The sequence below is a fragment of the Bacillus sp. AY2-1 genome, assembly GCF_008368965.1.
Classification (GTDB): Bacteria; Bacillota; Bacilli; order Bacillales; family Bacillaceae_G; genus Bacillus_A; species Bacillus_A thuringiensis_S.
The window spans coordinates 19,270-36,161 of record NZ_QPEL01000103.1 but is presented as its reverse complement, the minus strand read 5'-3'; the positions used below and the strand labels follow the sequence as shown (position 1 = coordinate 36,161).

The following is a 16,892-nucleotide window of genomic DNA, read 5'->3' as shown; positions in this document are numbered from 1 at the left end:
GTTAAAGAAGAACCGAAAGCGCAAGAAATAGTAAAGCCTAAAGAAGAGGCAAAAGTCAAAGAAGAAGTAAAAGTTAAAGAAGAACCGAAAGCGCAAGAAATAGTAAAAGCTAAAGAAGAAGAGAAAGCAAGAGAAATAGTAAAAGCTAAAGAAGAAGAGAAAGCAAGAGAAATAGCAAAAGTTAAAGAAGAAGAGAAAGCAAGAGAAATAGCAAAAGCTAAAGAAGAAGAGAAAGCAAAAGAAATAGCAAAAGCTAAAGAAGAAGAGAAAGCAAGAGAAATAGCAAAAGCTAAAGAAGAAGAGAAAGCAAGAGAAATAGCAAAGGCTAAAGAAGAAGAGAAAGCAAGAGAAATAGCAAAGGCTAAAGAAGAAGAAAAAGCAAGAGAAATAGCAAAGGCTAAAGAAGAAGAGAGAGCGAAAGAAGCATCTAAAAACAACATACAGTCTGCTAAACGTGAATTAACGGTAGTAGCGACAGCGTATACTGCTGATCCAAGTGAAAATGGTACATATGGTGGACGCGTTTTAACTGCGATGGGGCATGATTTAACGGCAAATCCGAATATGAGAATTATCGCAGTTGACCCGAAAGTAATCCCATTAGGATCTAAAGTATGGGTAGAAGGCTATGGAGAAGCGATCGCTGGTGATACTGGAAGTGCAATTAAAGGTAATCGTATTGATGTTTTAATGGGTTCAAAAAGTAAAGCTATGAATTGGGGAAGACAAACTGTTAAAGTGAAAATTTTATAATAACAATAATTATCCAAATAGAAGTCAGTTCTCTTTATTGAGGCTGGCTTTTATTTTTTTAGTAGAAGGATAATAGGATTTTTAAATGGCTTATTACTAAATCTGTAATTAAGTTACCAGCTTCATTACCAAAAACAACGGTAAAGCTTATAAATATGAAAAATGAAGATATACCTACAGATGAAGATAGTTACTGGGAAGCTTTTGACTTGTTCGGTTCTGAATATGTATGTAGATTATTAGGGGCACCATTATATGATGATCTTCCAGAGCATTTGGCGTGTCCAACTTGTTCTAAAGAGATGAAGTATGTTGCTACAATTACACAAGATATCGAGGAACGTGAACTTATTTCAGTAGTTGATTTCCAGTTTGGGGAAATGAATATATACTATTATTTATGTAAAGATTGTTCAATTATAAAAACGGAAACACAAAGTACATAACAAGACTAACATATTATATTAGTCTTGTTTTTGTATCGCAACATCATTAAGAATCGCATCAAATATATCTTTTTGCGTAAAGTTATCTGTAAAAATAGTTTCTCTGGCAACCTCAATTGTATCGTGCGGATTATACCATTTTTGGAGGGAATCTTCACCAAATTCATATCGTTTGTCCCTTGTGTTATGTCGTCTAATAGTTTCCTCTAATGATAAATCAAAGTAATATGCAAATGCATTTTCATCAAAATAACGAATTAATTCTTTTAACATCTCACCATACCTATGACTGTTCAATATACCTTCTAAAATAACAAATTCACATTTTCCTTTTCCATACTTCGTAATTTCAAATAGTAAATCATGTGATAAATTACCCATTGTGTCGTGTACTCTAAGCATATCTCTACGTACAACATCCTGTGATACTAAAAGTGTCCCTTGTCCGAAATGTTCTTGTAGTTGCTTTGCAATCGTTGTTTTACCACTTGCGGAGTTTCCTCTAAGAATGATTAAAGTGGATGTAAATATAGGATTAGACATAATGTATTCCCCCCAACAGTATTAATTATATAGAAAATTTTAACAAATAAAGTGAGGAAAGTGTATAATTAATATGACGGATATTTAAGGAGGGGGTTAGATGGGGGATATATTAAAAAATGCACGACCTATATGGAAACGGACTTGGTTTCGTTATCTAGGGGCATTTTTTATTGTTCAGTTACTGTTTATCCCGCATTAACGGGCAGTAAGACCCCCACCTCAAAATTCAGCGAAAGCGAAGAAGTTAGGTGGGGGATCAACTGCCCGTAAAAGCCCGAATGGTTCAACTAATAATCTCCCGCATTAACGAGACCCCCACCTCAAAATTCAGCGAAAGCGAAGAAGTTAGGTGGGGGATCAACTGCCCGTAAAAGCCCGAATGGTTCAACTAATAATCAGTGGGGGATGAACAAAACCCCCACTGATTAAAGTTTCACTTTATTTTGTGTGAAATAACTGCGTGGGCACCAAACTTTAGGCCAGGCGGAGAGTTTTTTAATAGAATATTAAATTCTCAATTTTTCACTGAATGGTTCACACTCTATACAATCCCGCAATTTAACGTATTTACAGCATTTTTTTCGATTACATTACTACCATATGCATTAGTAGGTGCAATGAAAGATATAACATCAAGAAAAAATATAAAGGAATAATAGAGGTATAATATGCTTTTTCAAAAAGAAGGTTTATTGATTAGATACGTAATGGAAGATGATGCATCTATCGTTTCTAAATGGTTAACGGACCCAGCAGTCCTGCGGTATTACGAAGGACGAGATAATCCGCAGTCTGTAGAAAAGGTGCTTGATCATTTTATACATAATCCAAACAATAATGAAAAAAGATGTTTAATAGAATTTGATACCGTTCCGATTGGTTACATACAAATGTACCCAGTTGATTCAGAGTGGAAAGCGTTATATGGCTATAAAGAATCACAAAATGTATGGGGAATGGACCAATTTATCGGTGAACCAGCCTATTGGGGAAAAGGAATTGGACAAAAACTCGTTCAGGCAGCAATTACATATATTATGGGTGAAATGAGAGCAGAAGCAATTGCAATGGATCCGAAAGTAAATAATGAACGAGCGATAAAGTGTTATGAAAAATGCGGATTTAAAAAAGTAAAGATTTTAAAGGAACATGAGCTGCATGAGGGGAAATTAGAAGATTGTTGGATGATGGAATACAAACAATTATAATGAATATGCAATGGCTTATATAAACGAAGGGAGCTGTGCGAAATGAAAAAAGCGTTAATCGTAATTGATGTGCAAGCGGGTATGTATACAGCTGGAATGCCAGTACATAATGGGGGAAAGTTTTTACAAACACTGCAAGAGCTTATTATGGAATGTCGTTCAAATGATATTCCAGTTATTTATATCCAACATAACGGTCCTAAAGACCATCCGTTAGAAAAAGGTACGGATGGATGGCGAATCCATGCGGCCATCGCTCCGCAAGAAGGAGATAATATTGTTGAAAAGACGACGCCAGATTCATTCCATAAGACAAACTTAAGCGAAGTGTTACAAGAGAAAGGAATTGAACACGTTATTCTTTCGGGAATGCAATCAGAGTATTGTGTAGATACGACAACGCGCAGAGCATGTAGTGAAGGATATAAAGTAACGTTAGTGAGTGATGCGCATAGTACATTTAATACAGAAGTGTTACGTGCTGAAGATATTGTGCAACATCATAACGCAGTATTGGGAGCGTTTGCGGATGTTGTTGCATTAAAAGACTTGAAAGTGGCTGCCTCTAAATAAGAGGTAGTTTTTTTATTAGAAAAAAGCGTCAAATATTGTCGGTAAGTCGATATTTTGAAATAATCGTTTATATAATTTCACGTACCATAATGAAAATATACAAAAAAGGAGCACCACATAATTAAAAAGGGTGCTCCTGCATTAAAATGTTACTTCTTCTTGTCTTTATCCAATATATTTTGTTCTTCAGCAAATTCCGTACCATATGCAAAGCGGCGATTAATACGAATGTTATCATTGTTGTGCCTTGTATGAGAGTTAGAGAAGCGATGAACGATTACTTCAGATAAAGTGAAGACGATGGCAGAAAGGATACTGCCCCATGCAATTTGCATATAGTTGTCTAATAAAATATTACCGAAAATCCATACGCTTAAATATGTTAATAAGAAATCCGACATAATGGCACCAGTATTGCCAATTCGATTTAAAATGATTTTATCAACGAACATGTAGGATACGATTGTAACAAAGAGACTGAATGAAATAATTTGAACAAACGTTGCAGGGAAAAATAAAGCAAGCCCAATGCTAAATGCGATAATGCACGATATAAACTTGATAAGCACTACTGTGAAATCATTCAAAATTCACACCTCCGATTTATACATAGTTTTTCAATAAATTCTGGAGTTCATACATTGTAACGGATTTATTTACGTAAAACTTTTTCATGTTCGGAATTTCGTCTAAATATTATAAAAACAATGGAAAAATGTTATAGTAAAATGAGAGTGTATGACATTTTTAGGTAAGGGGGAATCCAGGATGTGGATTACTTCAGAAGTAGAAATTCCAGATGAGTTAATCGATCACCTTGAGCAAGGAAAGTTAGTGTTATTTGTTGGAGCGGGAGTTTCTATGAAAGGGAAATCAAACTTACCGAATTTTGATGATTTAGTTGATGCAATTGCAAAAACGTTATATGTCGAAAAACGTGAAATAACAGAACCACATGATTATTATCTTGGTAAAATTGCAAAAACAAAAGATGTACATCAAGTTGCAAGAGATCTTGTTCATATAGAGAAATCAAAACCGAATCCATTGCATTTTGCAATTCCAAGGTTATTTCCTTTAGATACAGATATCCGCATTGTAACAACAAATTTTGATCAACATTTTACAACTGCAATTAAGGAAATAAATAGAGATATCAATGTTTATTATGCTCCAGCTTTACCGACTGGGAGAGCGTTTAAAGGTCTTGCTTATATACATGGTAATGTAGAACAGGAGAAAGAGGCTTTAATTTTAACAGACGGTGATTTTGGAAGGGCTTACTTAACCGAAGGGTGGGCGAGAAGATTTTTAGTCGATCTATTCTCGAATTACACCGTTTTATTCGTTGGATATAGTCATAATGACCCAGTAATGAAATATTTAGCAACTGGTTTACCACCAAGTACAAGACGATTTGCTTTTGTCGCACAAGGGGAAAATACGTACCACTGGGAACATTTAGGGATAAGACCAATTGTGTATCCGAATAAAGTGAATAATCATCAATCCCTCGTAAAAGCGGTAAAACGCTGGGCGGAATTAATGGGCGATAATTATATTACGAAAAGAATGCGTATTCGGGATATTGTAACGGTTCCCCCGTCAGTAGAACAGGAACAATTATCATACATAAAGCAATCAATTAAAAAAATTGAAACAGTTCGTTACTTTGTGGAATTTGCTCATGATTATGAATGGGTCGAATGGTTAGAAGCAGAAGGTAAATTACAAAATTTGTTTATGCTTACGCCAAACTATAATGAAGTAGATGAATTACTTGCAGAATGGTTAGTGGAACAATTTCTTTTTAGTCATCAGAAAGAATTATTTCAATTAATTTATAAAAACTATTCTAAAATATCACCGTTATTATGGAGAACGATTTGTAACTACTTAAACGAAACGAAGAGTAAGATGGATCCGTTGTTGTTTGCAAGATGGACACTCTTTTTATTAGAAACAGCTGAAAAAGATAGTAGCTCTATAGAAAAGATTTCTAAGTTACTGCAAAAATGTTCTTTTCCTGAGCATAAGGAAATTGCCTTATTGTTACTAACTTTTATTTTAGATGGAAAACTGAAGTTGAAACGTGTAAGAAAATGGGGAAATGATACGCAAGAATCAATAGAACTCGAGGAATCGAGTCGCTTACCAGTATCTACATTTTCTCATGTGGAGCAAATTTGGAACGAAAAGATGAGGCCATATATCACCCATTATGCTGTTCCAATTATGATGATCGGATTAGAAAAATTGAGAATGTTGTCGTTAAGACAAACGGCACTGAAAAAAAGAAATAAGGAAGATGTAGAAAAAGATTTTCATCAAAATGATCTTGCATTTTTAATACAAATTGTAAAAGAGTGTCTAACTTATTTATGTGAAAACAATGAGAAAAAAGCGGATTATTATATTACAGAAATGATAGAAGCAAATAGTGTACTTCAAAAGCGAATTGCAATTGACGCGATGAATAAAAATATTTTTGTTCGTGTAGATGACAAAATGAAATGGTTGTTACATGAAGGACTTCTTTTAGATTTCACTTATAAACACGAAGTTTTTCAACTTTTAAAAAGGCATTATGCACATTGTTTAGAAGAAACAAAAGAAGAAGTCACTCGAACTGTAATAAAGCATCTTACAGAAGAGAGGGTATTTGATGCATGTCTCGTATTAGACTTATTATTCAAGTGTGATTCAAATAGTCCATCTACGGCAAATGGGTATGAGTTAATGAAGCAAAAGCATCCTCATTTTCATTCTGAACGATACAGTGTACAAAAGAAAGAGGATACAGCGCAAAGCATTACTTGTAATGTAACAGCTGACGGATTATTGCAGCTGAAAGATGTTGAAATTATGAAGCAAGTTCGGCAATTTTCGCAAGATGGTGTTTTTGAACAACGCCATTTTTTAGAGATGTTATCAAAAGCATGTAAATTGAATACAGAGTGGAGTATTTCATTCGCATATCAATTAGTAGGAGTGCAAGAAATAAGTAATGAAGTATGGTTTGTTTGTATTAGAGAATGGCGAAATAACCGAGGATTGACAAATGATCAAATCCAAAAAATTATTCCGCTATTGCAGAAATTTGTTAGAAATACTGCTTATCATTGGTTAATTAGTAGTTTTCTATATGAAATTAGTAATCGACTAGAAGAGTTAGAAGAGAATAGTATACGTGTTGTAAAACGCTTTGCTTTTTCAGTGTTTCCTCAAGTTATGAAGAGTGATACGGATTTTAAGCTTGGAAAACAAGATTTTTACAATGAATCAATTCAGCATCCTGTTGGGAAAATGACGGCTGTATTATTAAAGTTGTTATCATATGATCATTTATACGATCGTAATGTATATGAATATTTATTTTTATTTGAAGAACAAGTAAGAGTTAATTTGGAACGAACAAACTTTATGTTTGCTCGTTTAATAGCAGATATTACATTTCTATATCATATTGAAAAGCAATGGTGCCGAAAATATTTGTTACCATACTTAGATTTAAAAAAACAAAATGAAATTACGGAATATGCATGGGCTGGTTTATGTTACACGCAAATAAATTTACCTTTATTTACAGAAATGAAGCGTTTTATTAAGTATGCGATAGAACATTTGGAAGTATTACATCCGCATACGAGGGAAGCTTTCTTGAAGTGGCTTAGCTTTGTATTTATTAAATGTGTACTATATTGGGAGCAAAAAACAGAGTGGTTATACCCTTTACTCATACTAGAAAATGAAGAAAATAAAATTAAATTTATGCAGTTTTTATGCTATTACGTCAAAACATTAAGCGTAAAAGAACAACAAAAATTTTGGACAGCTTGGCTCAGTGTATTTTTACGAGAACGACCAAAAATGGGTGAGATAACTGCGAGAGAATATGTAATGCTTTTACGTATTATCTTATACATGGATGAAATATTAGAAAAAGGATTATGTATTATGTCTCGTGCATTTTCAAGTGTACATGGTAAATGTACAGGTGAGGAAATGAAGCAGTTATTGATTGAAATGCTTCATAAAAAAGAAAGTATGAAAGCGCATAAAGAAATGTTTGCAAATGTGTTTTTTATTTTACTACAAACATGTCACGAAGCCGTTTTATTTGAAAAAGAAATCATACAAATAAAAGAATTATTAGTTCAGTATGAAGTAGAGGAATATGTTTTACATTTACTAGAAAATGAAATAATTCGCATAGGAATTGTAATGGGTGATTTACAAAAAGAATTATAGGATGAAAGTGGAATTTTAAAAAAATATATAAAAAGTTGTTGACAGTGTTTTAAAAAGCGTTCTATAATACGAATCATACTTATTCAATTTCAAAAACATTTGAATAAACAAAGTGCAATGAAGAGATCACAGTAGTGGTTAGTCTTACTGTAACAGAGAGCTGGTGGTTGGTGTGAACCAGTACAGGGATAATCATGAATTACAGTCTTGGAGCATCTTTTTCGTAATAAAGATAGTTTGTCTTTATGAGGAAAAAGCGGTCAATTGATCGTTAACAGTGAAGAGAGGTAGACGGAAAGTTAGTCTACAACTAGGGTGGTACCGCGATAAATATCGTCCCTACTGATTTATTCAGTAGGGACTTTTTGTATTTTAGTGGTCCAACTTGAAAATAAAATAGTCATGCATTGAAAGGAAAAGCAGTAGTTGTTGTTTCCCTGTAACAGAGAGCTGGTGGTTGGTGCGAACCAGTACAAAAACAAGAGCGAATTACAGTCCTGGAGCATCTTTTTCGTAGTAAAGATAGTATTTGTCTTTATGAAGGGAAAGACGGTCAGATGATCGTTAACAATGAAGAGAGGTAGACGAAAGAAGTCTACAACTAGGGTGGTACCGCGATAAATATCGTCCCTACTGATTGCATCAGTAGGGCTTTTTTGTACAAAAAAGTGGGTTTTTAACTAGTAGTTCATGTCTTTGTACGAATTATTAGTTTAAAATAAGAAGAGGTATCGATTCCACTATAAATTTGTATAATTAACCAGTTCAGAAAATAGAGAATCTTTTATTCTCTTACTATACTTTTAAAACATTAGAGGAGGATTTCCAAATGGCAAATCATGAATTAGATCAATTACGTAAACAGGTAGATGAAATTAACTTACAACTATTACACCTTTTAAACAAACGTGGTGAAATTGTTCAAAAAATTGGAGAGCAAAAGCAAGTACAAGGTACGAAACGCTTTGATCCAGTACGTGAGCGTGAAGTACTTGATATGATCGCAGAGCATAACGAAGGACCATTCGAAACATCAACTGTTCAACATATTTTCAAAACGATTTTCAAAGCAAGCTTAGAGTTACAAGAAGATGATAACCGCAAAGCGTTACTAGTATCACGTAAAAAGAAACAAGAAAATACAATCGTTGATGTAAAAGGTGAATTGATTGGAAACGGAGCACAAACGTTCATCATGGGACCTTGTGCAGTAGAAAGCTTAGAGCAAGTTCGTCAAGTAGGGCAAGCGATGAAAGATCAAGGCTTAAAATTAATGCGCGGCGGTGCATTCAAACCGAGAACATCTCCATACGATTTCCAAGGTTTAGGAGTAGAAGGACTTCAAATTTTACGTCAAGTAGCAGACGAGTTCGACTTAGCAATTATTAGTGAAATTTTAAATCCGAACGATGTTGAAATGGCATTAGACTACGTTGATGTAATTCAAGTTGGTGCACGTAACATGCAAAACTTCGATTTATTACGTGCTGTAGGTAAAGTTAACAAACCAGTATTATTAAAACGTGGATTAGCAGCAACAATTGATGAGTTCATTAACGCAGCGGAATACATCATTGCGCAAGGCAACGATCAAATTATTCTTTGTGAGCGTGGTATCCGCACATACGAAAGAGCAACACGTAACACATTAGACATTTCTGCAGTACCAATTTTAAAGAAAGAAACACATTTACCAGTTATCGTTGATGTAACACATTCAACTGGACGCAGAGATTTATTATTACCAACAGCGAAAGCGGCACTTGCAATTGGCGCAGATGCAGTAATGGCTGAAGTGCATCCAGATCCAGCAGTTGCATTATCAGATTCTGCACAACAAATGGACATTCCAGAATTCCATAGATTCATGGATGAGTTAAAAGGTTTCAAAAATAAATTATCTTAATTCCATATCATATATGCATTGAAGAGGAAACAGTAGTGCTTATCTCACTGTTAAAGAGAGCTGGTGGTCGGTGTGAATCAGTACAAAGGTAAGCATGAATTACAGCCTTGGAGCATCTTTCCCGACAACTTATGGAGGGGAAGACGGTCAAACGATCGTTAAAGAAGAAGAGAGGTAGACGACAGTTGTCTACAACTAGGGTGGTACCGCGATAAACATCGTCCCTACTGAGCGCTCAGTAGGGACTTTTTTGTACAAAAAAATAGTAAAGGGGCAAGAGAAATGAGATACATTACAGCTGGAGAATCACATGGACCGCAGTTAACAGTTATTTTAGAAGGTGTACCAGCAGGTTTGACACTTACGGCGGAACATATTAATAAAGAATTATTAAGAAGACAAAAAGGTCATGGACGCGGAAGACGCATGCAAATTGAAACAGATACAGTTGAAATTGTAAGTGGTGTTCGTCACGGGATGACACTTGGATCACCGATTACGTTAATCGTAAAAAATGATGATTTCAAACATTGGACGAAAGTAATGGGTGCCGAGCCAATTTCGGAAAAAGAAAGTAAAGACATGAAACGTACAATTACAAAACCACGTCCCGGACATGCGGATTTAAATGGAGCAATTAAATATGGTCATCGTGATATAAGAAACGTATTAGAGCGCTCATCTGCAAGAGAAACGACAGTTCGTGTAGCTGCTGGTGCAGTTGCAAAACAAATTTTAAGCGAATTAGGCGTGGAAATTGCAGGACATGTTCTTGAAATTGGTGGAGTAAAAGCAAAACATATTTCAAACTTATCAATTGAAGAAATTCAAACAATTACTGAAAACTCACCAGTTCGATGTTTAGATAAAGAAGTAGAGCAAGAAATGATGAATGCGATTGACAACGCAAAAAGTAGTGGAGATTCAATCGGTGGCATCGTGGAAGTCATTGCAGAAGGTATGCCAATTGGCGTTGGTAGTTACGTTCATTACGATCGTAAATTAGATGCAAAACTTGCTGGTGCAATTATGAGTATAAATGCATTTAAAGGTGCTGAAATTGGCGTAGGTTTTGAAGCGGCACGACAACCTGGAAGCAAAGTGCATGATGAAATTCTGTGGGATAAAGAAAAAGGATACACGAGAAAAACGAATAATGCCGGCGGTTTAGAAGGCGGTATGACAACAGGTATGCCAATTGTCGTAAGAGGCGTTATGAAGCCAATTCCTACTTTATACAAACCGTTAGCAAGCGTTGATATTGATACGAAAGAAGAATTCCAAGCGAGTATTGAAAGATCTGATAGTTGCGCAGTACCAGCAGCGGGTGTAGTAGCTGAATCTGTTGTGGCATGGGAACTTGCAGATGCACTAGTCGAACAATTCGGAAAAGATCGTATGGAATTATTAAAACAAAACATTATGCAACACAATAACTACGCAAAAGAATTTTAATAAAAAGGTGGGTTTAACGTGCAAGTAAAGGATCAACTATCATCATTACAACCATATAAACCAGGTAAATCACCAGAACAAATGAAAGAAGTGTACGGAGATCATTCGTTTGTGAAATTAGCATCGAATGAAAATCCATTCGGTTGTTCACCGAGAGTTTTAGAAGAGTTGCAAAAATCTTGGTTGGAACATTCTTTATATCCTGACGGAGGTGCTACAACGCTCCGTCAAACAATCGCAGATAAGTTGCATGTGCAAATGGAACAAGTACTTTGTGGTAGTGGTTTAGATGAAATCATTCAAATAATAAGCCGCGCCGTATTACGAGCGGGAGATAACATTGTAACAGCAGGTGCAACATTCCCGCAGTACCGTCATCATGCGATTATTGAAGGCTGTGAAGTGAAAGAAATTCCTTTAAATAAAGGTGTATACGATTTAGACGAAATTTCGTCAGCGGTAAATAATAATACGAAAATCGTATGGATTTGTAATCCGAACAACCCGACGGGCACATATGTGAATGAGCAAAAATTAACTCAATTTATTGAAGGCATTAGTGAAAATACGTTAATTGTCATTGATGAAGCGTACTATGAATACGTAACAGCAAAAGACTTCCCTGAGATATTACCGCTTTTAGAAAAACATAAAAACATTCTTGTACTTAGAACGTTTTCTAAAGCATACGGATTAGCTTCTTTCCGCGTTGGATATGCGATCGGACAGGAAGAGCTAATTGAGAAATTAAATGTTGTACGTTTACCATTTAACGTATCTTCATTAGCGCAAAAAGCAGCTACAATTGCTTTTAGTGATGACGAGTTTATTAAAGAAATAGTTCGCGTGAATACAGAAGGATTACAGCAATACGAGAGTTTCTGTAAGGAAAACGGTATACCATTTTATTCGTCACAAACTAATTTCATCTTCTTACCGGTAGATAATGCTGGAGAGATTTATGAAGCTTGCGCACATGCAGGGTTTATTATTCGTCCATTCCCAAATGGTGTCCGTATTACAGTTGGAACAAGGGAGCAAAATGAAGGAGTGATTTCAGTGTTAAAACAACACTTTGAAAATAAAAAAAGTAAGTCTCGAGATGAGGCAAATGCGTAAAAAGGTAGTATTAATTGGAACAGGTTTAATAGGAGGCTCTCTCGCATTAGCAATTAAGAAAGAGCACGATGTAATGATAACAGGTTATGATATATTTAAAGAGCAAGTAGAGCGTGCAAAAGAATTACACGTAGTAGATGAAATAGCAGTTGATTTACAACATGCATGTGAAGAGGCACATTTAATTGTTTTTGCTTCTCCAGTTGAAGAAACGAAGAAGTTATTACACAAACTTGCGTCATTCCGTTTACGAGAAGATGTTATAGTGACTGATGTTGGTAGTACAAAAGGGTCTATTATGAACGAAGCGGAAGCTTTATTTTCAAAGGAAGTTTCTTTCATTGGGGGACATCCGATGGCGGGTTCTCATAAAACGGGAGTTGAAAGCGCAAAGGCGCATTTATTTGAAAATGCATTTTACATTTTAACACCGATGAATCATGTACCAAATGAACAAGTGGAAGACCTTAAAGTATGGTTAAAAGGAACAGGATCACATTTTCTTGTTTTAAATACAGAAGAACATGATTATGTAACAGGGATCGTTAGTCATTTCCCGCATCTTATCGCAGCAGGTTTAGTAAAGCAAGTTGAGAAGCATGCAGGAGATAATCCGCTCATTCATCAACTAGCTGCTGGAGGTTTCAAAGACATTACACGTATCGCATCTAGTAGTCCGAAAATGTGGAGTGATATTGTAAAGCAAAATCGAGAGCATTTAATGGTATTATTAAAAGAGTGGATCTCTGAAATGGAAGGTTTATATAAGACAGTTTCTACTGGAGATGCAGGCGAGATTCAAAACTATTTTGCAGATGCGAAAGAATACCGTGATTCTTTACCAGTAAGAAAGAGTGGTGCAATTCCTGCTTATCACGACTTATACGTTGATGTATTAGATAAGGTGGGGGCATTGGCTCATATTACGAGTATTTTAGCGCGCGAGGAAATTAGTATTACGAACTTGCAAATATTAGAAGCGCGTGAAGGACTGCTTGGGGTATTACGTATTAGCTTCCAAAGGGAAGAAGATCGTATGAAAGCAAAGCTAGCGCTTGGAGAAGAAGAATACCAAACTTATGAAACAATTTAAATGAGAAGGTGAAAAACGTGAAAGAAAGAACAATACAACCTGTTAATAACGGATTGAATGGCAATATTACAATCCCAGGTGATAAATCCATTTCACACCGTGCTGTTATGTTCGGTTCGATTGCAGAAGGGAAAACAACAATTAAAGGTTTCTTGTCCGGTGCAGACTGTTTAAGTACTATTTCATGTTTTAAAGAAATGGGAGTAGAAATTACGCAAAACGGTGATGAAGTTACTGTAGTTGGTAAAGGATTAGAAGGTTTACAAGAACCGAAAGCTGTATTAGATGTTGGTAATTCTGGTACAACAATTCGATTAATGTCAGGTATATTAGCTAACACACCATTTTTCTCTTGCGTACAAGGTGATGAATCTATCGCAAAAAGACCGATGAAGCGTGTAACAAACCCATTAAAACAAATGGGTGCAAACATTGACGGCAGAGAAGAAGGAACATTTACACCGCTAACAATACGTGGTGGAGATTTAAAAGCAATTGAATATATTTCTCCTGTTGCAAGTGCACAAGTAAAGTCAGCTATTTTACTTGCAGGGCTTCGCGCAGAAGGTGTAACAGCTGTTACAGAACCACATATTTCCCGCGATCATACGGAAAGAATGCTTGAAGCATTTGGTGTTAAAGTAACTCGAGAAGGAAAGACAGTGAAGCTGTCAGGTGGACAAAAATTAACAGCAACAGACATTCAAGTGCCAGGTGACGTATCATCAGCAGCATTTTTCTTAGTAGCAGGTGCAATCATCCCAAATAGTAAACTAATATTACAAAATGTAGGAATGAATCCAACTCGTACAGGTATTATTGATGTTTTAGAGAAAATGGGTGCTACATTTACTATAGAGCCGATTAACGAAGGCGCATCAGAACCAGCTGCAAACATTACGATTGAAACATCTTCATTAAAAGGAATTGAAATTGGTGGGGATATTATTCCAAGACTAATCGATGAAATTCCAGTTATCGCTTTAGCGGCAACACAAGCAGAAGGTATTACAGTTATTAGAGATGCACACGAATTAAAAGTAAAAGAAACAAATCGTATTGATACAGTCGTTGCGGAGTTAACGAAACTAGGAGCTCGCATAGAAGCAACTGATGACGGCATGATCATTTACGGAAAATCAGCTTTAAAAGGCAATACAGTAAATAGTTACGGTGATCACCGCATCGGAATGATGCTTGCGATTGCTGGCTGCCTGGCAGAAGGGAAAATAATTATTGAAGATGCAGAAGCAGTAGGTGTATCATATCCTACATTCTTTGATGAACTTCAAAAGTTAGCTAAATAATAAAGATGGAAAGCAGATACGTGATGTATCTGCTTTTTTTGTTAAAACGTCCTTGTAATTTCACTTACCGAACTATAATAGTGAGAATTGTGATACAATTCAAACAGAGAATGGAGGAGAATTATATGAATGTCATGCAATTAAAAGAAGATAAGTTCAGAGAAGCATTACGTTTATCAGAATACGCTTTTCAATATAAAGTAGATGAGGAACGATTACAGCAGCAACTTACAAAGATGAAGGAAAGTCATGAAATATACGGCATTATGGAAGGGGAAGACTTAGCAGCAAAACTACATCTTATTCCGTTGCATATTTACATAGGTAAAGAAAAATTTAAAATGGGTGGCGTTGCAGGAGTAGCGACGTATCCAGAGTACAGAAGAAGTGGGTATGTAAAAGAGCTACTTCAACATTCACTTCAAATAATGAAAAAAGATGGCTATACAGTCTCTATGTTACATCCATTTGCTGTTTCATTTTACCGTAAATACGGCTGGGAACTTTGTGCGAATTTAGTCATATGTCATATGACTAAGAGCGATTTAGTGATGAAAAAACAAGTAAATGGTACTGTGAAACGTTTCAATAAAGAAAATCATCCAGAAGAGGTCGAAAAGCTCTATGAAGTATTTGCAGAGCGTTTTTCAGGTATGTTAGTTCGAGAGAAGAACTGGTGGTTACAAGCGGTTTATGATGATTTAACATTAGCGATTTACTATGATGAAAATAAAAGGGCAGCAGGTTACATGTTATACAAAATAGAAAATTATAAAATGACAGTAGAAGAATTTGTACCACTGCATAATGAAGCACGAAATGGTCTGTGGAACTTTATTTGCCAGCATGATTCTATGATTAAAGAACTTGAAATGACAGTAAGCGAAAACGAACCGTTGTTATATTCATTACAAGAGCCACGCGTGAAGACAGAAATAAAACCATATTTTATGGGAAGAATTGTAGATGTAGAGCAGTTCTTAAAACAATATAAGTTGAGCTGGAACAATGTACAGCAACAAATAATTCTACACATTACAGACGCATTTGCTCCGTGGAATAACGTAGCAGTGAGACTTGCAAATCATGAAATAACAATTGTAGAAGAAACAACGGAAAAAGGAATTAAACTGGATATAACTGCACTATCGGCAATAATGCTTGGATATAAACGTCCATTAGAACTAAATGAACTTGAATTAATTAGTGGAAGTGACGAGGCAATACGGTCATTTGAGAATTTAGTACCAGTACGTAAGCCATTTATTTATGATTTCTTTTAATTTGCATGTATGAAGATGAGCTATCCTAAGTGAAATTTCGGGATAGCTTCCTCTTATATTGTGAATTTTTGTCGGTAAGTCAATATATCATGAAAATCGCTGATATAATTAGAGTTGCGCCAATATATCCAGAAAGTCGCTCGTATAATTTCATTCACAAATAAGGGATAAAAAATCACAGCTATACTTTGTCACGCACTTGACTTTTAATTCATGTAATTTATAATTAAAAACGGAATGAATTTTCATTCCTGGAAATTGAGGTGGAAAAATGGCTAAAAACAAACAAGAGGATATTTTTGATGCTGCAATACAACTTTTTGCAGAACGAGGTTATGATGGTACAACAATTCCGATGATTGCTGAAAAAGCAAAAGTAGGCGCAGGTACGATCTACCGTTATTTTGAAAATAAAGAAGCGCTTGTTAATTCTTTATTTACGAAAAGTGTTTTACAACTATCAGAATTAATAAAAAATGATTTCCCGGTCGATGCAAATATTCGTGAACAGTTTAGCCATACATACAACCGTTTATTTGAATTTGCGAGACAAAATGCAGATGCTTTTCTTTTTACAAATTCTCACTGTGATAGTTATTTTCTAGATGAACATAGCAATGAAATATTCGAGGACTTCATGGGTTTCTTCATGAACTTGATTGAAGATGGAATCGAAAAAGGTTTGCTTCGTCCATTACCACCAATTGCTTTAATTATTATTGTATATCAACCAATTGAAAAATTAATTAAAGTAATGGAAACAGGGCAGTTAGAATATACAGATGATTTGGTAAAGGAATTGGAAGAAAGTTGTTGGAATGCTATTAGAATCATTTGATTCTATAGCGTTATAAGGACAGGAATGAACATTCATTCCGAGAAAGGTATGAAAAAGAATAACAGGAGATGATAAATCTTTACAACTAAAGGAATGAATATTCATTCCGTATTA

At 35.3% G+C, this 16,892-nt stretch carries 14 protein-coding genes, 2 pseudogenes and 3 other annotated features; of the genes and pseudogenes, 14 read left to right on the top strand and 2 right to left on the bottom strand.

The annotated features are described in order from the left end of the window. Both DN403_RS22510 and DN403_RS22505 read left to right on the top strand, forming a co-directional pair. Positions 1 to 753: 3D domain-containing protein (locus DN403_RS22510; RefSeq protein WP_255452056.1), on the top strand; the 753-nt coding region annotated here is incomplete at its 5' end. 107 nt (positions 754 to 860) lie between these two features. Continuing rightward, positions 861 to 1,199: pseudogene (locus DN403_RS22505) on the top strand (hypothetical protein); the annotation flags it as partial. An 18-nt stretch (positions 1,200 to 1,217) separates the two neighbouring features. Here DN403_RS22505 and DN403_RS22500 read toward each other — a convergent pair. Beyond that, positions 1,218 to 1,742 (bottom strand): kinase, encoded by a 525-nt coding sequence (locus DN403_RS22500; protein WP_149185757.1) that lies wholly within the window; start codon positions 1,740 to 1,742, stop codon positions 1,218 to 1,220. Between the two features lie 100 nt (positions 1,743 to 1,842). Here DN403_RS22500 and DN403_RS31270 point away from each other — a divergent pair, with 100 nt between their 5' ends. From DN403_RS31270 to DN403_RS22480, 4 genes and pseudogenes are all read left to right on the top strand, one after another. Continuing rightward, positions 1,843 to 1,944 (top strand): YfzA family protein, encoded by a 102-nt coding sequence (locus DN403_RS31270; protein WP_002162765.1) that lies wholly within the window; start codon positions 1,843 to 1,845, stop codon positions 1,942 to 1,944. A gap of 238 nt (positions 1,945 to 2,182) precedes the next feature. Further along, positions 2,183 to 2,401, top strand: a pseudogene (locus tag DN403_RS22490) (YfzA family protein); the annotation flags it as partial. Positions 2,402 to 2,413: 12 nt separating this feature from the next. Further along, positions 2,414 to 2,953: a GNAT family N-acetyltransferase gene (locus tag DN403_RS22485; protein WP_000898779.1), complete on the top strand. Its 540-nt coding sequence runs from the start codon at positions 2,414 to 2,416 to the stop codon at positions 2,951 to 2,953. 42 nt (positions 2,954 to 2,995) lie between these two features. Beyond that, on the top strand, positions 2,996 to 3,526 hold the full coding sequence (locus DN403_RS22480; protein ID WP_017763308.1) for a cysteine hydrolase family protein: 531 nt from the start codon (positions 2,996 to 2,998) through the stop codon (positions 3,524 to 3,526). 149 nt (positions 3,527 to 3,675) lie between these two features. Here DN403_RS22480 and DN403_RS22470 read toward each other — a convergent pair whose 3' ends face one another. Beyond that, a complete protein-coding gene (locus tag DN403_RS22470) occupies positions 3,676 to 4,113 on the bottom strand; it encodes a YndM family protein (RefSeq protein ID WP_000997702.1) in 438 nt (145 codons plus the stop codon). 181 nt (positions 4,114 to 4,294) lie between these two features. Here DN403_RS22470 and DN403_RS22465 point away from each other — a divergent pair, with 181 nt between their 5' ends. The 8 genes from DN403_RS22465 to DN403_RS22430 all read left to right on the top strand — a co-directional run bounded on the left by DN403_RS22465 (position 4,295) and on the right by DN403_RS22430 (position 16,778). Continuing rightward, a complete protein-coding gene (locus DN403_RS22465) occupies positions 4,295 to 7,777 on the top strand; it encodes a DUF4020 domain-containing protein (RefSeq protein WP_000265189.1) in 3,483 nt (1,160 codons plus the stop codon). Between the two features lie 108 nt (positions 7,778 to 7,885). Further along, positions 7,886 to 8,121 (top strand) — a binding site (T-box leader). 54 nt (positions 8,122 to 8,175) lie between these two features. Continuing rightward, positions 8,176 to 8,412 (top strand) — a binding site (T-box leader). A 194-nt stretch (positions 8,413 to 8,606) separates the two neighbouring features. Next, positions 8,607 to 9,683 (top strand): bifunctional 3-deoxy-7-phosphoheptulonate synthase/chorismate mutase, encoded by a 1,077-nt coding sequence (locus DN403_RS22460; protein ID WP_001273573.1) that lies wholly within the window; start codon positions 8,607 to 8,609, stop codon positions 9,681 to 9,683. A 9-nt stretch (positions 9,684 to 9,692) separates the two neighbouring features. Further along, positions 9,693 to 9,912, top strand: a binding site (T-box leader). Between the two features lie 53 nt (positions 9,913 to 9,965). Next, positions 9,966 to 11,138 carry a chorismate synthase gene (aroC, locus tag DN403_RS22455; RefSeq protein WP_001269426.1) on the top strand — a complete coding sequence of 391 codons (1,173 nt, stop codon included), beginning with the start codon at positions 9,966 to 9,968 and terminating at the stop codon, positions 11,136 to 11,138. An 18-nt stretch (positions 11,139 to 11,156) separates the two neighbouring features. After that, a complete protein-coding gene (hisC, locus tag DN403_RS22450) occupies positions 11,157 to 12,257 on the top strand; it encodes a histidinol-phosphate transaminase (RefSeq protein WP_001197268.1) in 1,101 nt (366 codons plus the stop codon). Beyond that, positions 12,250 to 13,350, top strand: coding sequence for a prephenate dehydrogenase (gene tyrA, locus DN403_RS22445; RefSeq protein ID WP_001228126.1), 1,101 nt, complete (start codon positions 12,250 to 12,252; stop codon positions 13,348 to 13,350). Before hisC ends, tyrA begins: the two co-directional genes overlap by 8 nt. Positions 13,351 to 13,367: 17 nt before the next feature. Continuing rightward, on the top strand, positions 13,368 to 14,657 hold the full coding sequence (aroA, locus tag DN403_RS22440) for a 3-phosphoshikimate 1-carboxyvinyltransferase (RefSeq protein ID WP_000664636.1): 1,290 nt from the start codon (positions 13,368 to 13,370) through the stop codon (positions 14,655 to 14,657). 125 nt (positions 14,658 to 14,782) lie between these two features. Next, positions 14,783 to 15,940, top strand: a complete 1,158-nt coding sequence (locus tag DN403_RS22435; protein WP_149185756.1) for a GNAT family N-acetyltransferase — start codon at positions 14,783 to 14,785, stop codon at positions 15,938 to 15,940. 271 nt (positions 15,941 to 16,211) lie between these two features. Then, entirely contained in the window at positions 16,212 to 16,778 is a 567-nt protein-coding gene (locus tag DN403_RS22430) for a TetR/AcrR family transcriptional regulator (RefSeq protein WP_001107289.1), read from the top strand. The last annotated feature ends 114 nt before the right edge of the window (positions 16,779 to 16,892 follow it).